Origin of the sequence: Amycolatopsis sp. cmx-4-61, from assembly GCF_046548775.1 — a bacterium.
GTDB lineage: Bacteria > Actinomycetota > Actinomycetes > Mycobacteriales > Pseudonocardiaceae > Amycolatopsis.
On sequence record NZ_JAEBEI010000012.1, the window covers coordinates 182,472 to 198,053 of the forward strand.

A 15,582-nucleotide genomic window follows, 5' to 3' on the forward strand; every position below is an offset into this window, starting at 1 on the left:
CGACCCTAGCCGCGGCCACCGACAGTTTGGGAGGCTGCGCGGATGGACACGCTCAACATGCGCATCGGTGGCAAGGGCGAACCGGCCGTTCTCCTCCTGCACGGCCTCGGCGCGACCGGGGCCGTCTGGAACCATTTCGCCGTCCAGCTCGAGCGGCGCGTTCTGGTGCCGGACCTGCCCGGCCACGGCCCGTCCGCGCCCCTGCCGCACTACAGCTTCGCCACCCTCGCCGAGGCGGTCGCGCGGGCGCTGCCGGACGGCGGACCGCTGGTCGTGGCCGGCCATTCGCTCGGCGGCGTGCTCGCGCTGGAACTGGCGTCCGGCCGCTACGACGTCGAGGTCGACGGCGTGCTGGCCCTCGGGGTGAAGGTCGAGTGGAGCCAGGACGACCTCAACCGCGCGGCCTCGTTCGCGGCGCGGCCGCCGCGGGTGTTCGCGACGCGGGAAGACGCCGAGCAGGCGTACCTGAAGGTGTCCGGGCTGCTCGGGATCGCGCCCACCGACCCGGCCGGGCTTCGCGAGACCGAGGGAGGTTGGCGCCTCGCGATGGACCCGGCCGCGTTCGGCCTCGGCGCGCCGGACATGCCGGCCCTGCTGGCCGGGGCGCGCTGCCCGGTCGTGCTCGCCGCGGGCGAGGACGACCCGATGAGCCGCCCGGAGCAGCTGCGGGCGCTCGATCCCGACGCCGTCACGCTGCCCGGCCTCGGGCACAACGCCCACGTCGAGGACCCGGCCGCCGTGCGCGCCCTGCTCAAGCGCTTCGGCGTGTAGGCCCGGGTGCAGCCGTCGTACCCCATGCGACGGCTGCGCCGCGGACCCCTCGCCACCACCGGACGCCCGAAAGCCTAGGAAACCGCGGTGGACGAGCGCCTGTACTGTCGTTGTCCGCCGCTGTCACCCTCGGTACCTGCGCAAACGGTTATCTTCGCCGATCGGTGGTACATCTCGGGCGGCACGATCGTGATGCTGAAGAGGTACGTTCCGCTCGGGGGACGCAGGAGAGGACGCCTGTGGACGAAGGCCCGTCGTTCGCCGGATGGCTGCGGGAGCGGCGTGTGCGCACCGGCCTCACGCAGGCGCAGCTCGCCGAGCGGGCGGGGCTGAGCCTGCGCGCGGTGCGCAACGCCGAGCTCGGCAGCGTGCGGCGGCCCCGGCCGGAGACGGCCCGCAAGCTGCGGGACGCGCTCGCCGAAGCCCCGCCGGAACCCGTGCGGATCCGGGTGCTGGGTCCCCTGACGGTCACGCGGGGCGCCGAACCGGTGGAGATCGGCGCGGAGAAACAACGCCTGCTGCTCGCGATGCTGGCCCTGCAGCCGAACCGCACGGTCCGGCGCGAAGACCTCGTCGACGTCATCTGGGACGAGCCGCCGCCGTCCTGCCTCGACCTGCTCCACACCTACGTCGCGCGGCTGCGGCGGGCGCTGCGCCCGGCCGGCCTCATCGCCACGGACAAGGGCGGCTACCGGCTCGTCGCCGGGGAGGACGAGCTCGACCTGCTGCGCTTCGAGGCCCTGCTCGCGCGGGACGCCCCGAAGGAGGCGCTCGGGCTCTGGCGCGGCCCGGCGCTCGCCGACGTCGAACGGCTGCGCCAGCACCCGGCCCGGCTCGCACTGGCGATGCGGCGCGCCAAGGCCGTGCTGGCCTACGCCGAGGTCGCCGACCCCGAAGACGCGGCGGTGCAGCTGCGGGTGCTGACCGCCGAGGAACCGCTGAACGAGTCCGCGCACGCCAAGCTGATGCTGGTGCTCGCCGCGTCCGGGCGCCAGGCCGCCGCGCTGGACGTGTTCGGCGAAGTGCGCCGGCGGCTCGCCGGCGAGCTGGGCCTGGAGCCCGGCCCCGAACTGCGGGCCGCCCAGCGGCAGGTGCTGCGGCAGGACTTCGCCGCTCCGGAGCCGCCGTCCCGGGTGCCGGCGCAGCTGCCCGCCGACGTCCCCGGCTTCCGCGGCCGCGCCGCCCAGCTGGCCGAGCTGGACGCGCTGCTGCACCGCGACGAAGGCGACACCGGCGCGCGCATCGCCGTCCTGTCCGGCACGGGCGGGGTCGGCAAGACCGCGCTCGCGGTCCACTGGGCGCAGCGCTCGCCCGGGGAGTTCCCCGACGGCCAGCTGTACCTCGACCTGCACGGCTACGGCACCGTCCGGCCGGTGGACCCGGGCGACGCCCTGTCGGGGTTCCTGCGCGCCCTCGGCGTCCCCGGCGCCGACATCCCCGCCGAGCCGGACGAGCGCGCCGCGAAGTTCCGCACCGCGCTCACCGGGCGGCGGATGCTCTTGGTGCTGGACAACGCGAACGCGGTGGGCCAGGTCCGCCCGCTGCTGCCGGGCTCGCCGACGTGCCTGGTGCTGGTGACCAGCCGGGACGCGCTGCCCGGGCTGGTCGCCCGCCACGGCGCCCGCCGGGTGCTCGTCGACCTGCTGACCGAGGCCGAAGCCCGCGACCTGCTCCGAGCGCTGCTCGGCCCGCGCGTCGACGCCGAACCCGAGGCCACCGCGGCCCTGATCGGGTACGCGGCCCGGCTGCCGCTGGCGCTGCGCCTGGTCGCCGAGCTGGCGCTGAGCCGGGAGGGCGAGCGCCTCGCCGCCCTGGCCGCGGAGCTGGCCGACGAACGGCGGCGGCTCGACCTGCTCGACGGCGGCGGTGACCCGCTCACCGCCGTCCGCGCGGTCTTCTCCTGGTCCTACCGCAACCTCGCGTCCGACGCCGCCCGCCTCTTCCGGCTCTGCGGCCTGCACCCCGGCCGTGACCTGACGCCGCCCGCGCTGGCCGCCCTCGCCGACGTCCCGCCGGCCGAGGCCGAACGGCTGGCCGGCACCCTCGTGCGCGCCCACCTCGCGCAGCGGACCGGCGACGACCGCGTCCAGCTGCACGACCTCCTGCGCGTCTACGCCGCCGAGCTCGCCGCCGAAGATCCCGGCGAGAGCCGTGAAGCGCAGCGGCGGCTGTTCGACTTCTACGTCTCCTCGGCCGGGCAGGCCATGGACGTCGTGCTGCCCCAGGAACGGCACCTGCGGCCGCGCGTGCCGGACCCCGACGTCAAGGTTCTCGACGCGCAGGCGTGGCTGGAGGCCGAACGCCGCAACCTCCTGGCGGTCGCCGCGCACGCGACGCGGCACGGCTGGCCGGACCACCTGCGGTTGCTGTCCGGGATCCTGTGGCACTACCTCGACGTCGGCGGCTACCACGAGGAAGCCCTGGTGCTGCACACGCACGCCTCGGCGCTCGCCCACCACACGGGCGACCGGGCGGCCGAGGCCGAACCGCTGATCCTGATCGCGCTGGGCCACTGGCGGGTCGGCCGGTCGCCGGAGGCGCTGCGGTATCTGGAGGAGGCCCTCGCCCTCGCCCGGGAGACCGGCGACCGGCGCACCGAAATCCACGCCGTCAACACGCTGGGGCTGGTCTGCCGGGCGCTCGGCCGGTTCGCCGAGGGGATCGGGTACTCGACGGAGGCGCTCGCGCTGGCCAGGAAGTCCGGCGACCGCACCAGCGAGGGCCTGGTCCTGGTGGTGCTGGGCTGCTCCTGCCGCGGCATCGGCCGGTACGGCGAAGCGATCGGCTACCTCGAAGAGGCCCTCGCACTGGCCCGGGACATCGCCGACCGCACGACCGAGGGCTACGCGCTGGTCAACCTGGGCGATGTGCTGTCGGCGCTGGGCCGGCACGACGAAGCGGCCGAGTTCCTGGCGGAGGGGCTGGCGCACCTGCGCGCGATGGGTGTCCGGGTGAGCGAGGGGTACGCCCTGGGCATCCTCGGCGACGTCGAGCACGCGCGCGGCCGGTACGCCGAAGCCGCGGCGCACCTGGAGCGGGCGCTGGAGATCGCGCAGGACACGGGCAGCCCGCCCAACCGCAGTGTCGCGCTGAAGCACCTCGGCGACGTGCGGCTGGCGCAGGGACGGCACGCGGAAGCGGCCCAGCACCTCGAAGAGGCGCTGAGCCTCGCCCGCGAATGCGGTGACCGCGGCGTGGAATCCCGCGTGCTCAACAGCCTCGGCACTCTGTCCGCCGCGCACGGCGGACAGAGTGCCGCTTCGGACGCGTTGCGGTACCACCGCGAAGCCCTGGCCGTGGCCAAGGAAACGGGCTGCCGTCCCGAGCAGGGCCGGGCGCACTGCGGGCTCGGCGAAGTACACAGTGGACTCGGCGATCCGGGGGCGGCGCGCTCGCATTGGGAGCGGGCACTGGCCTGTTACGCCGGGGAATGCGTGCCGGGCGCGATCCGGGTCAAGAACCACCTGACGGCCTTGGAGCGCGTCGCGGGCTGATCGGGCTCGCGGGCGGCGAGGTCGGCTTCGAGCCGTTCGAGGTCCCGGTCGACGACGTCGGAGCTGCCCGCGAGCCGCGGCCTCACCGCCTGCTCCCGGTGGCCTTGAAGAACGTGTAGTGGAAGGTGCCGTCTTCGCGCGTGGTCCGGTGCAGGTCGGCGACGCCGTGCTGCCAGCGGTCCGGCGTGGCCAACCCGCGGGCGACGGCGGTTTCGCCGACGCCTTCGACCATCGCGGTGAAGGTGTCCCGGGTGAACCCGGCGACCAGGCCGGGGCGCGACGCGTCGGCGTAGACGGTCCGCGGTTCGACGGTGACGTCGGCGAACCCGGCGCCGGTCAGCAGCGGGTACAGGCGCCGTCCGATGAGCGCGTCGCCGCCGGCGTCGGCCTGGAGGCGGACGAGGCAGTCGATCGCGGCCTGGGCGTGCTCGCTGCGCGGGTGGAAGAACGCCGAGCCGTGGTCGCCCTCGATCACCGTGATCGTGCCGCCCGGACGCAGCAGCGTCTTCAGGTGGGTCAGCGCCTTTTCCGGCTCCGGCAGGTGTTCCAGCACGAAGCAGACGAAGACGTGGTCGTACTCGCCGTCGAGGTCGAACAGGTCGGCCCGCCGGAACTCGGCGCCCTCGACCCGGGTCCGGGCCTGGCGCAGCGACGCCTCGGAGACGTCGACCGCGGTGATGTGCGCGGCCGGGCTGCGGGCCGCGAGGTGGACGGTCTGGGCGCCGACGCCGCAGCCGGCCTCGAGCACGCGGCTGCCGGCGGGATAGGCCGTCCCGGCGTGCAGGAGGTCGGCGAGGGTGTCGGCCTGGTCGCCGAGGCGGCGGGCTTCGGGTTCGGTGTACCCGTGCACGTAAGCGGTGTCCATGAGCCCAGCGTCCTGCGACAATGGTCCGATGGACAGGGCCAAACCCCCGCTGCCGGAGGGGTCCATAGGGTCGGACTTCCTCCAGCTGGACGTCCGCGAGGCACCGCCGGGCGGCCTCGCGGACTGGCTCGCCGGGCAGGTGCGCGCGGCGGTCGCCGACGGCAGGCTCCCGGTCGGCGGCCGGCTGCCCGCGTCCCGGGTGCTGGCCGCCGAGCTGCGCGTGTCGCGGGGCGTGGTCACCGAGGCCTACCAGCGGCTGATCGACGACGGCCACGCCGCCGGCCGCGGCCGGGCGGGGACGGTCATCGTCGCCGCGCCCGTGCTGCCGCCGTCCCCTTCGCCTTCCCCGGGCCGGCTCGTCTCGAAGGTGATCACGCCTCTGCCGGGTGCGGAAGTCTTCGACGCGGTCCGCGCGGCGCCGGCGCGGATCGACCTCACCCCCGGCGTCCCGGACCTCACGGCGTTCCCGCGGGCGGCATGGCTGCGCGCCGAGCGGGCGGTGCTGGACGAGCTGGAGCCGTCCCACTTCGGCTACGGCGACCCGCGCGGCGCGCCGTCGATGCGGCTGGCGGTGTCGCGCTGGCTGGCGCGCAACCGCGGGATCCGCGCCGACCCGGGCGAGATCATCGTGGTGGCCGGGGTGGCGCAGGCGCTGACGTTGCTGGGACAGGTCCTGCGGCAGCACGGCGTTTCCGCGGTGGCCGTCGAGGACCCGGGGTCGCTGGGCGCGCGCCAGCACCTGCACCACAGCGGCCTGGAAACCCCGCCGGTCCCGGTCGACGACGACGGCGTGCGGGTGGCGTCGCTGGACGCACCGGCGGTGCTGCTGACCCCGGCCCACCAGTTCCCGACGGGGGTGGTCCTCGGGGGCGAGCGCCGCCGCGAGCTGATGAGCTGGGCGGCGGCCGGCGGGATCGTGCTCGAGGACGACTACGACGCCGAGCACCGCTACGACCGGGCGCCGGTGCCCGCGGTCCGGTCGATGCTGCCGGAGGTGTGCTACATGGGCAGCGTGTCGAAGCTGCTGGCGCCGGCGTTGCGCGTGGGCTGGCTGCTGGCGCCACCGCGGTTCTTCGCCGATCTGGTGGCCGCGAAGCGGTTCGCGGACCTGGGGAACGCGGTGCTGGCGCAGCTGGTGCTGGCCCGGCTGATGGAGACGGGCGAGCTGGAGCGGCAGCTGCGGGTGGTGCGGGGTCGGCATCGCCGTCGTCGCGACGCGATGATCCGGGCGCTGTCGGCCTCCATGCCGTCGGCGGTGGTCCACGGCGCGGCGGCGGGTCTGCACCTGACGGTGACGTTCGGGTCTCCGGTGGACGACGTGGCGCTGGCGGCGGCCGCGCTGGCGGAGGGGGTGAAGGTCCAGCCGCTGTCGTGGCACCGGCAACGACCCGGCCGGCCGGGGCTGGTGCTGGGGTATGCGGCCCGGACGGCGACGGAGATCGCGGAGGGAGTGGCGGTGCTCGGGCGCCTGATCGGGGCCTCGCCGTGAGGGGGACCCCCGGTTTCGACGTTACCCGAGGGCACTGACAGATTTCGCTGGTCCACGGGCCCCGCACCGCAGTTGTCCACAACCGGCCCCACGCGGTCGAGTTGTCCACACCCGTCCGGTAAAGGGTCCTCAAAGGACAGTCAAGCGGCTGTGATCATGCTCTCCCACGTGTTTCCGCCTGTTGGTTGCCATACGCAAGCAACTTGCTTAGCCTAGCTAAGGGACTTTGCGAGCAGAGAGGTTGCACAGTGGCGGAACGCCGGACGTATTCGATCGCGGAACTGGGGCCGCGGTACAAGTGGATCGCGCTGTCCAACACGACGCTGGGCATGCTGATCGCCACGATCAACTCCTCGATCGTGCTGATCGCGCTGCCCGACATCTTCAAGGGCATCGGCATCAACCCCCTGGAACCGGCCAACACGAGCTACCTGCTGTGGATGATCATGGGCTTCCTCGTGGTCACCGCGGTGCTGGTGGTGAGCTTCGGCAGGCTCGGCGACATGTACGGCCGCGCGAGGATGTACAACCTCGGCTTCGCGGTGTTCACGGTGTCGTCGATCATGCTGGCCGTCACGTGGTTCGACGGCGACGCGGCCGCGTTGTGGCTGATCGGCTGGCGCATCGTGCAGGGCGTCGGCGGCGCCTTCCTGATGGCGAACTCCTCGGCGATCCTCACCGACGCCTTCCCGGCCAACCAGCGCGGCCTGGCGCTCGGCATGAACGGCGTCGCGGCCATCGCGGGTTCGTTCCTCGGCCTGGTCGTGGGCGGCGTGCTCGCGCCGGTCGACTGGAACCTGATCTTCCTGGTGTCGGTGCCGTTCGGCGTGATCGGCACCATCTGGGCGTACCTCAAGCTGCACGACACCGGCGTCCGCAAGCACGCGCGGATGGACTGGTGGGGCAACATCACCTTCGCCGTCGGCCTGATCGCGGTGCTCATCGGCATCACCTACGGCATCCAGCCCTACGGCTCCTCGCCGACCGGCTGGGGCAGCCCGTTCGTGCTGAGCTGCCTGATCGGCGGGCTCGCGGTGCTGGTCGCCTTCGTGATCATCGAGTCGAAGGTCGACAACCCGCTGTTCCGGCTTTCCCTGTTCAAGATCCGCTCGTTCACCTGGGGCAACGTCGCCAACCTGACGGCGTCCCTCGGCCGCGGCGGGCTGCAGTTCATCCTGATCATCTGGCTGCAGGGCATCTGGCTGCCGCAGCACGGCTACACGTTCGAGCAGACCCCGCTGTGGGCCGGCATCTACATGCTGCCGATGACGGTCGGCTTCCTGCTGGCCGCGCCGACGTCGGGCATCCTCGCCGACCGGATCGGCAGCCGCCTGCTCGCCTCGGGCGGCCTGTTCATCACGGCCGTGACGTTCCTGCTGCTGATCGTCCTGCCGGTGAACTTCGACTACTGGGCGTTCGCCGCGATCCTGCTGATCAACGGCATCGGCATGGGCATGTTCTCCTCGCCCAACCGCGCCGAGGTGATGAACAGCTTGCCGGCGGACGCGCGCGGTTCGGGCGCGGGCATGATGACGACGTTCCAGAACGCGGCGATGGTGCTGTCGATCGGCTTCTTCTTCAGCCTGATCATCTCGGGTCTGTCGAGCAGCCTCCCGTCGACGATGCACGACGGCCTGGTCGCGCACGGCGTCCCCGAGGCGGCGGCGGCCCAGGTGGCGAACCTCCCGGCGGTGGCGGTGCTGTTCGCGGCGTTCCTGGGCTACAACCCGATCCAGCAGCTCCTGGGCGGCCAGCTGTCGTCCCTGCCGCCGGACCAGGCGTCGTTCCTGACGGGCCGCAGCTTCTTCCCGAACCTGATCTCGGGCCCGTTCCAGTCGGGGCTGGCGGTGGCGTTCGGCTTCGCCATCGTGGTGTGCCTGATCGGGGCGGTGGCGTCGTTGCTGACGAAGGACGCGCGGCCGGCCGACCGCGAGTCGGTGGGCGAGGAGCTGGCCGCGGTGGCCGGGGAGTCGGGCAGCGGACCGACCGAACTGGTGTCGCCGTCCAGCGAACGCTGAGGGTGTCTCGGCAGCCGGGTGCCGGAAGGCACCCGGCTTTCCGTCACCAGCCGACCGTGGCCCGCTGGATCTTCACCGGGTGCGCCGGGGCTCCGTCCAGGGGCCCGTTCGGATCGGTCGGGATGATGCCGTCCGCCACCATCCGGTCGATGGCCGGCATTCCGCGGATCACCCGCCCCATCACCGAATAGTTCGCCGGGATGTGCGCGAACGAATGCACGATGAAGAATTCCGAACCGTTGGTCCCCGGGCCCTGGTTCCCCATCGCGATCGTCCCGCGCGGGTACGTCTCGGCGCCCGAAACCTCGTCCGGGAACTCGTATCCCGGTCCGCCCTTTTCCACCTCGTAGATGTCCCCGCACTGCAGGACACCGAGGCGAGCGGAGTCGGACAACCGCCAGCACTGCGAATGGTCGTAGAACCGCTGCAGAACCAGCGACACCATGTTGTGCACCGCGCAAGGCGCCGCCCCGCCACGATCCAGCCGGACCGTCACCGGCCCGTAGTTGAACCGGAACGTCACATCGATGGTCCCGCGCGTCGGAGCGAACGGCAGCGGACGCACCACCGGCCGCGCCGCCGGGTTCGAAGGTGTCGGCGTGAACGTGCACCGAACCAGCGGCACCGACGCCGAAGCCGGGGTGGGGGCCACCAGCAAGGCGCCCAGTACACCGGCAAGAGCAAGTCCCCAGCGCAGCTTCATGCCGGGGACGTTAGCGAAAAACCGGCTACCTGCGCCAGGCCGTGCGCTGCTTGCGGATGTCCAGCACGAGCAGCAGGATCAGGAACAGCGACAGCCCGACGAGCCACACGTTCTCGGTGTTGTTCTCGTGGTTGCCCTTGATCATCACCAGCAGGATGATCGCGCTGAGCCAGCCGGCGATGCGGGTGGCCTTCGGGAACGAGCCGTGCCAGCCCCAGGCCGCGGACGGCTCGTCGCGCGGGTCGACCTCGGGCCGCCTCTTCTCGACCGCCTTGCCTGCCACGATGAACTCCTCAAACCCCGTGAACCTCGGACCCGCCGATGATCCCACACCTCCGGGTGCGCCGCGGAGACGCCCCGCGCGACAATGACCGGCGATGACTACCTCGCGAAGCGTTCTCGTGCTCGGCTCCACCGGGTCCATCGGCGTGCAGGCCCTCGACGTCGCCGCGCGCAACCCGCACCTGTTCCGGGTGGCCGGGATCGCCGCCGGTGGTGCCGACCCGGCCGCGCTCGCCGCGCAGGCGATCGCCCACGGTGTCGAAGCCGTCGCCGTGACCAAGGCCACGGCCGCCGAAGACGTCCAGCTCGCGCTGTACGCCGAGGCGCAGAAGCGGGGGTACGCCCGCGGCGAGTTCAAGCTCCCGCGGCTGCTCGCCGGCTCCGACGCCGTCACCGAGCTGATCGACGCCGTGCCCGTCGACACCGTGCTCAACGCGCTCCCGGGCTCCCGCGGCCTCGAGCCGACGCTCAAGGCGCTCGCCACCGGCGCCACGCTCGCCCTGGCCAACAAGGAGTCCCTCATCGCCGGCGGGCCGCTGGTGCTCGCCGCCGCCAAGCCCGGGCAGCTCGTGCCCGTCGACTCCGAGCACTCCGCCATCGCCCAGGCCCTGCGCGCCGGCCACCGCAGCGAGGTCGCCCGGCTGGTGCTCACCGCGTCCGGTGGCCCCTTCCGCGGCCGCCGGCGCGCGGAACTGGCCGGCGTCACCGTCGAGCAGGCGATGGCGCACCCGACCTGGTCCATGGGGCCGCTCATCACGATCAACTCCGCCACCCTGGTCAACAAGGGCCTGGAGCTGATCGAGGCGGCGCTGCTGTTCGGCATCCCGACGGACCGGATCGACGTCACCGTCCACCCGCAGTCGATCGTGCATTCGATGGTGACCTTCACCGACGGTTCCACGATCGCCCAGGCCAGCCCGCCGGACATGCGGCTGCCGATCGCGCTCGCGCTGCACTGGCCGGACCGCGTCCCCGGCACCGCCGCCGCGTGCACCTGGGACACCGCCGCGACCTGGACGTTCGAGCCGCTGGACGACGAGGCGTTCCCGGCCGTCGAGCTGGCCCGGCACTGCGGGGCCGCGGGTGGCTGCCTGCCCGCGGTCTACAACGCCGCGAACGAGGAGCTGGTGGCGGCGTTCCTCGCGCAGAACACCAGCTTCACGTCGATAGTGGACACTGTTTCCGAGGTGGTGGGAGCCGCCGACGAATGGCGTCGCGAGCCACGCGACGTCGAGGACGTTCTCGCGGCCGAGCGCTGGGCTCGCGCCCGGGCCGGTTCGATCATCGAGGGGAAGTAGCGGGTGCTCGCCTACATCATCGGCGTCGTGCTGTTCGCGCTGGGGATCTGTGTCTCGGTCGCGCTGCACGAAGCCGGGCACATGGTCACCGCGAAGGCCTTCGGCATGAAAGTCCGCCGGTACTTCGTGGGCTTCGGGCCCACGGTGTTCTCCTGGCGCCGCGGCGAAACCGAATACGGCCTGAAGTGGATCCCGCTCGGCGGGTTCTGCGACATCGCCGGCATGACCGCGCTCGACGAGGTCACCCCGGACGAGGCGCCGCGCGCGATGTGGCGGTTCAAGACCTGGAAGCGCACCGTCGTGATGTCGGCCGGGTCGATCACCCACTTCATCCTGGGCTTCGTGGTCCTCTACCTGATGGCCGTGACCATGGGCCTGCCGAACCTGAACCCCACCCCGACCGTTCCCGTGCTGGACTCGACCTCCTGCGCCCGCCCGACCACGACGAAGGAACAGGCCGAGGCCCAGGCCAACGCCCCCTGCCCGCAGGACGCACTGACCCCGGCCGCTTCGGCGGGGTTGCGGCCCGGTGACAAGGTGCTCTCCGTCGGCGGCAAGCCGGTCGCGACCTGGGAGGAGATGCTCACCGCGGTGCAGGCCACCAGCGGCCGGACGGTGTTCGAGGTGCAGCGCGGCACCCAGCAGCTGTGGCTCGTCGTCGACGTGCCGAAGGTGCAGCGCTGGAGCCCCTCCGGCGTGAAGGAGGTCGGCATGATCGGCGCCTCCCCGAAGGTGGACTCGCCGACCATCCAGTACGGCCCGGTCGCCGCGATCGGCGCCACCTTCGACTTCACCGGCACGATGTTCGCCGAGACGGCGCAGCGGCTCGTCCAGTTCCCGGAGCGCATCCCCGCCGTGGTCACCGCCATCTTCGGCGGCGAGCGCGACCCGAATACCCCGGTCAGCGTCGTCGGCGCGAGCCGGATCGGCGGCGAGGCCGTCGAGCGGGGCATCTGGGTCCTGTTCTTCTTCCTGCTGGCCAGCCTCAACTTCTTCATCGGCGTGTTCAACCTGCTGCCGCTGCTGCCGCTGGACGGCGGGCACATCGCGGTGGTCTGGTACGAGCGCGTCCGCGACTGGATCCGGGCCCGCCGCGGCAAGGCGGCCGGCGGTCCCGTCGACTACACGCGGCTGTCCGGGATCACGATGGTGCTCGTGCTGATCGGCGGCGCGGTGACGCTACTGACCGTCACCGCCGACATCGTCAACCCCATCCGGCTCGGCCAGTAGTCCCACGGCGGGGTGGCGGCCGGGCCACGGCCGCTCACCCCCGCCGTAATACTGCTCACCGTGACGGTTGACTTGGTGAAGGTGCCCCGGTAGGGGTAGGTACGCTGGAAGCCGTGACCGTCGCACTCGGTATGCCCGCCCTGCCCCCGCCCGTCCTCTCCGAGCGCCGCAAGACCCGCCAGCTCCAGGTGGGGTCGGTCGGCGTCGGAAGCGACTTCCCGATTTCCGTCCAGTCGATGACGACGACGCTCACCTCCGACGTCAACGCGACCCTGCAGCAGATCGCCGAGCTGACCGCCGCGGGCTGCGACATCGTCCGCGTGGCCTGCCCGTCGGCCGACGACGCCGAGGCGCTGCCCGCGATCGCGAAGAAGTCGCAGATCCCGGTGATCGCCGACATCCACTTCCAGCCGAAGTACGTCTTCGCCGCGATCGAGGCCGGTTGCGCGGCGGTGCGCGTCAACCCGGGCAACATCCGCAAGTTCGACGACCAGGTCAAGGAGATCGCCCAGGCGGCGAAGGACCACGGCACGCCGATCCGGATCGGCGTCAACGCCGGCTCGCTGGACAAGCGGATCATGGACAAGTACGGCAAGGCGACGCCGGAGGCGCTGGCGGAGTCGGCGCTGTGGGAGGCCTCGCTGTTCGCCGAACACGACTTCCACGACATCAAGATCTCGGTCAAGCACAACGACCCGGTGGTCATGGTCCGCGCCTACGAACTGCTGGCCCAGCAGTGCGACTACCCCCTGCACCTGGGCGTCACCGAGGCCGGCCCGGCGTTCCAGGGCACGATCAAGTCGGCGGTGGCGTTCGGGGCGCTGCTGCGCCAGGGCATCGGCGACACGATCCGGGTCTCGCTGTCCGCGCCGCCGGTCGAAGAGGTCAAGGTCGGCATCCAGATCCTGCAGTCGCTGAACCTGCGGCCGCGCAAGCTGGAAATCGTGTCCTGCCCCTCGTGCGGGCGGGCGCAGGTCGACGTCTACACCCTCGCCGAGCAGGTCACCGCCGGCCTCGAAGGCATGGAGATCCCGCTGCGCGTGGCCGTCATGGGCTGCGTCGTCAACGGCCCCGGCGAAGCCCGCGAAGCCGACCTCGGCGTCGCCTCCGGCAACGGCAAGGGCCAGATCTTCGTCAAGGGCGAGGTCATCAAGACCGTGCCCGAGCACGCCATCGTCGAAACGCTCATCGAAGAGGCCATGCGCATCGCCGAAGAGGCGGGCGAGTCCATGGGTGAGGGCGCTCCGGTCGTGACCGCCGGCTGAGTTCTCCGCCGAAGCCCTCCTCACCGCCGCGGTGAGGAGGGCTTCGGTGCGTCTTCAGCCCTGTAGGTGGTGCTGGGCGGCGTCGCGGATCTGCAGGCGGACGTTCTCGAGCGCGGCCGCGACCTCGTCGATCTGCTGCGAGGCGAGCTGGATCGCCCCCTGGATCGCGGTCGCGGTGGACGTCTCCCCGAGCAGGCCGAGCACCTGGGCCTGGAGGTCTTCGAGGTCGCTCTTGGTGGCGAGCGCGAGGCCGGTCGGCACCTGGTCGGCGAGCAGCTCCAGCTGCTGCGCCTGTTCCTGGATCGTCATCGGGGGTTCCTTCCGCGGTGGGGACGCACCCTCCGTGTTAGCAGACGCGGAACCGGCCGTGACACCGGAGGCTTCGCCCTCCGCGACCCGAGCCGCCGAAAACTGTCGGTGGTGCCGATTACCCTCGCCACCATGAGCGTGACCTGGGCTGTCCGCCGGCCGCACCCGGTGGTGCGGCCCCTGGTCACGCGCTATGTCGGGTACGCGCAGGAGGACGTGACGCTGGCCGTCCACCGCGGCCTGCCGTCCCGGCACGTGACGCTCGTCATCAGCCTCGCCGGGCCGGTGCGGATGGGCGGACGCCACCTGCAGGCCCTGGTCGGCGGCCTGCACACGAGCGCGGTGCTGATCCGGCAGGACCGCGTGCAGGAGGGCATCCAGCTGGAGCTCGACCCGCTGGGCGTGCGGACGCTGTTCGGCGTGACGGCGGCGGAGCTGAGCGGCGAGGTGGCCGACCTCGCCGGCTTCGGCCTCGGCTGCCTGCCGGAGCGGCTGCGCTCGCTGCCGTCGTGGGAGCAGCGGTTCGCGCTGCTGGACGACGTCCTGGCCGCCCGGGCCGTGGCGCCGGTGGCGCCGCCGCCCGAGGTGGGGGCGGCGTGGCGCCGGCTGCGGGGCGCGGACGGGCGGGTGCGCGTCGCGGACCTGGCGCAGGAGGTCGGCTGGAGCCGGCGGCACCTGGGCGAGCGCTTCCGCGCGGAGCTGGGGCTGGCGCCCAAGCAGGCGGCGCGGGTGCTGCGGTTCGAGCGGGCCGGCCGCCTGCTGCGGCGGGGCCGGACGGACCTGGCGGCGCTGGCGGCGGAGTGCGGGTTCTACGACCAGGCGCACCTGACGAACGAGTGGCGCGCGCTGGCCGGGTGCACGCCGGGGACGTGGATCGCCGAGGAGCTCCCGTTCCTCCAAGACGAGGGGGCGGAGGTGGCGCGAAGCTGACGGCATGACTCCTGAACCGAACGTCTGGCCGGCCCTGCGGTACGACGACGCCCCGGCCGCGGTCCGCTTCCTCGTCGACGTCCTGGGCTTCACCGAGGCGCTGGTGGTGCCCGAGGGCGACCTGATCGCGCACGCCGAGCTGCGCTGGCCCGAGGGCGGCGCGGTGATGCTGGGCAGCGTCCGCCCACCGGACGGCATCCACGACGCGATGAAGCCGGGCACGGCCGCCGTGTACGTGGTGTCGGACCGCGTCGACGAGGTGTACGCGCGGGTGAAGGACGCGGGTGCGGAGATCACGGCGGAGCTGACGGACACCGAGTACGGCTCCCACACGTTCAGCCTCCGTGACCCGGAGGGCAACGCGTGGACGATCGGCACGTACCGCGGAGCAGCCTGACCACCAGGTGACGGCGGCGCGCGGCGACCGGCACCTGGCCGGGGGAGGGCGGCGGGGAGTCTGGCCGCGGGGCGGCGGCGCGCCTGGCCGCGGGTGAGGGCGGTGGGGGGCGTCTGGCCGCGCGGTGGCCGGCGCCTGGCCGCGGGTGAGGGCGGCGGCCGGCGCCTGGCCGCGACGGCCGGTCCGGGGCCGGGTGGAAGCACCGGCGTGCCGTGTGGCGAACCGGCCGCCCGGGCCCGCCCGCTACTGCACGGGCCGCCCGGCCCCGCCCGCTACTGCACCGGCCGCTCGAACGTCACCAGCAATCCGTCGACCCCGCCGGGGCCGACCCGGCCCTTCACTTCGGTGGCCGTGATGGCCTTCAGCTGCCAGCCGTCCCCGGCGTGGTCGTTCAGCAGCTTCTCCAGCTTGTCGCCCGACATCTTCCCGCCGAGCAGCTTTTCCCTGACTTCGACGACCTTGTACGTGTACCGCTGCATACGCCCGATGATGCCCGGAATGTCCGGCCACCGCTGTTCATCTCACCGTGTC

14 protein-coding genes are annotated in these 15,582 nt (G+C 72.7%); 9 read left to right on the forward strand and 5 right to left on the reverse strand.

The features are described from left to right. Positions 1–42 precede the first annotated feature (42 nt). Together ACLJOU_RS29730 and ACLJOU_RS29735 are read left to right on the forward strand one after the other, a co-directional pair. Positions 43–771 carry an alpha/beta fold hydrolase gene (locus tag ACLJOU_RS29730; protein WP_410571851.1) on the forward strand — a complete coding sequence of 243 codons (729 nt, stop codon included), beginning with the start codon at positions 43–45 and terminating at the stop codon, positions 769–771. A 239-nt stretch (positions 772–1,010) separates the two neighbouring features. Beyond that, a complete protein-coding gene (locus tag ACLJOU_RS29735; RefSeq protein ID WP_410571853.1) occupies positions 1,011–4,265 on the forward strand; it encodes a tetratricopeptide repeat protein in 3,255 nt (1,084 codons plus the stop codon). An 82-nt stretch (positions 4,266–4,347) separates the two neighbouring features. On the opposite strand, the gene ACLJOU_RS29740 is transcribed toward ACLJOU_RS29735, so the two are convergent. Beyond that, entirely contained in the window at positions 4,348–5,130 is a 783-nt protein-coding gene (locus ACLJOU_RS29740) for an L-histidine N(alpha)-methyltransferase (protein ID WP_410571855.1), read from the reverse strand. Positions 5,131–5,158: 28 nt separating this feature from the next. On the opposite strand from ACLJOU_RS29740, the gene ACLJOU_RS29745 reads away from it, so the two are divergent. Further along, a complete protein-coding gene (locus tag ACLJOU_RS29745) occupies positions 5,159–6,619 on the forward strand; it encodes a PLP-dependent aminotransferase family protein (protein ID WP_410571856.1) in 1,461 nt (486 codons plus the stop codon). A gap of 248 nt (positions 6,620–6,867) precedes the next feature. Beyond that, a complete protein-coding gene (locus tag ACLJOU_RS29750) occupies positions 6,868–8,637 on the forward strand; it encodes an MFS transporter (protein WP_410571858.1) in 1,770 nt (589 codons plus the stop codon). Between the two features lie 43 nt (positions 8,638–8,680). Here the strand turns inward: ACLJOU_RS29750 and ACLJOU_RS29755 are convergent, their stop codons facing one another. Both ACLJOU_RS29755 and ACLJOU_RS29760 read right to left on the reverse strand, forming a co-directional pair. Continuing rightward, entirely contained in the window at positions 8,681–9,340 is a 660-nt protein-coding gene (locus ACLJOU_RS29755) for a peptidylprolyl isomerase (protein ID WP_410571860.1), read from the reverse strand. Between the two features lie 25 nt (positions 9,341–9,365). Further along, positions 9,366–9,623, reverse strand: a complete 258-nt coding sequence (locus tag ACLJOU_RS29760; protein WP_410571861.1) for a DUF2631 domain-containing protein — start codon at positions 9,621–9,623, stop codon at positions 9,366–9,368. 94 nt (positions 9,624–9,717) lie between these two features. Here ACLJOU_RS29760 and dxr point away from each other — a divergent pair, with 94 nt between their 5' ends. The 3 genes from dxr (at position 9,718) to ispG (ending at position 13,415) form a co-directional block, all read left to right on the forward strand. After that, a complete protein-coding gene (dxr, locus tag ACLJOU_RS29765) occupies positions 9,718–10,920 on the forward strand; it encodes a 1-deoxy-D-xylulose-5-phosphate reductoisomerase (RefSeq protein ID WP_410571863.1) in 1,203 nt (400 codons plus the stop codon). A 3-nt stretch (positions 10,921–10,923) separates the two neighbouring features. Continuing rightward, positions 10,924–12,150, forward strand: coding sequence for a M50 family metallopeptidase (locus tag ACLJOU_RS29770; RefSeq protein WP_410571865.1), 1,227 nt, complete (start codon positions 10,924–10,926; stop codon positions 12,148–12,150). A 113-nt stretch (positions 12,151–12,263) separates the two neighbouring features. After that, positions 12,264–13,415, forward strand: a complete 1,152-nt coding sequence (gene ispG / locus ACLJOU_RS29775) for a flavodoxin-dependent (E)-4-hydroxy-3-methylbut-2-enyl-diphosphate synthase (RefSeq protein ID WP_410571866.1) — start codon at positions 12,264–12,266, stop codon at positions 13,413–13,415. A gap of 54 nt (positions 13,416–13,469) precedes the next feature. Here the strand turns inward: ispG and ACLJOU_RS29780 are convergent, their stop codons facing one another. After that, complete coding sequence (locus tag ACLJOU_RS29780) at positions 13,470–13,724, reverse strand: hypothetical protein (protein ID WP_410571867.1); 255 nt, start codon at positions 13,722–13,724, stop codon at positions 13,470–13,472. 132 nt (positions 13,725–13,856) lie between these two features. Between ACLJOU_RS29780 and ACLJOU_RS29785 the strand changes: the two genes are divergently transcribed. Together ACLJOU_RS29785 and ACLJOU_RS29790 are read left to right on the forward strand one after the other, a co-directional pair. Further along, positions 13,857–14,654, forward strand: coding sequence for a helix-turn-helix domain-containing protein (locus tag ACLJOU_RS29785; protein WP_410571868.1), 798 nt, complete (start codon positions 13,857–13,859; stop codon positions 14,652–14,654). Between the two features lie 4 nt (positions 14,655–14,658). After that, positions 14,659–15,051, forward strand: coding sequence for a VOC family protein (locus tag ACLJOU_RS29790; RefSeq protein ID WP_410571870.1), 393 nt, complete (start codon positions 14,659–14,661; stop codon positions 15,049–15,051). 272 nt (positions 15,052–15,323) lie between these two features. Here ACLJOU_RS29790 and ACLJOU_RS29795 read toward each other — a convergent pair whose 3' ends face one another. Continuing rightward, complete coding sequence (locus ACLJOU_RS29795) at positions 15,324–15,530, reverse strand: DUF4177 domain-containing protein (RefSeq protein WP_410571872.1); 207 nt, start codon at positions 15,528–15,530, stop codon at positions 15,324–15,326. Between the last annotated feature and the right edge of the window lie 52 nt (positions 15,531–15,582).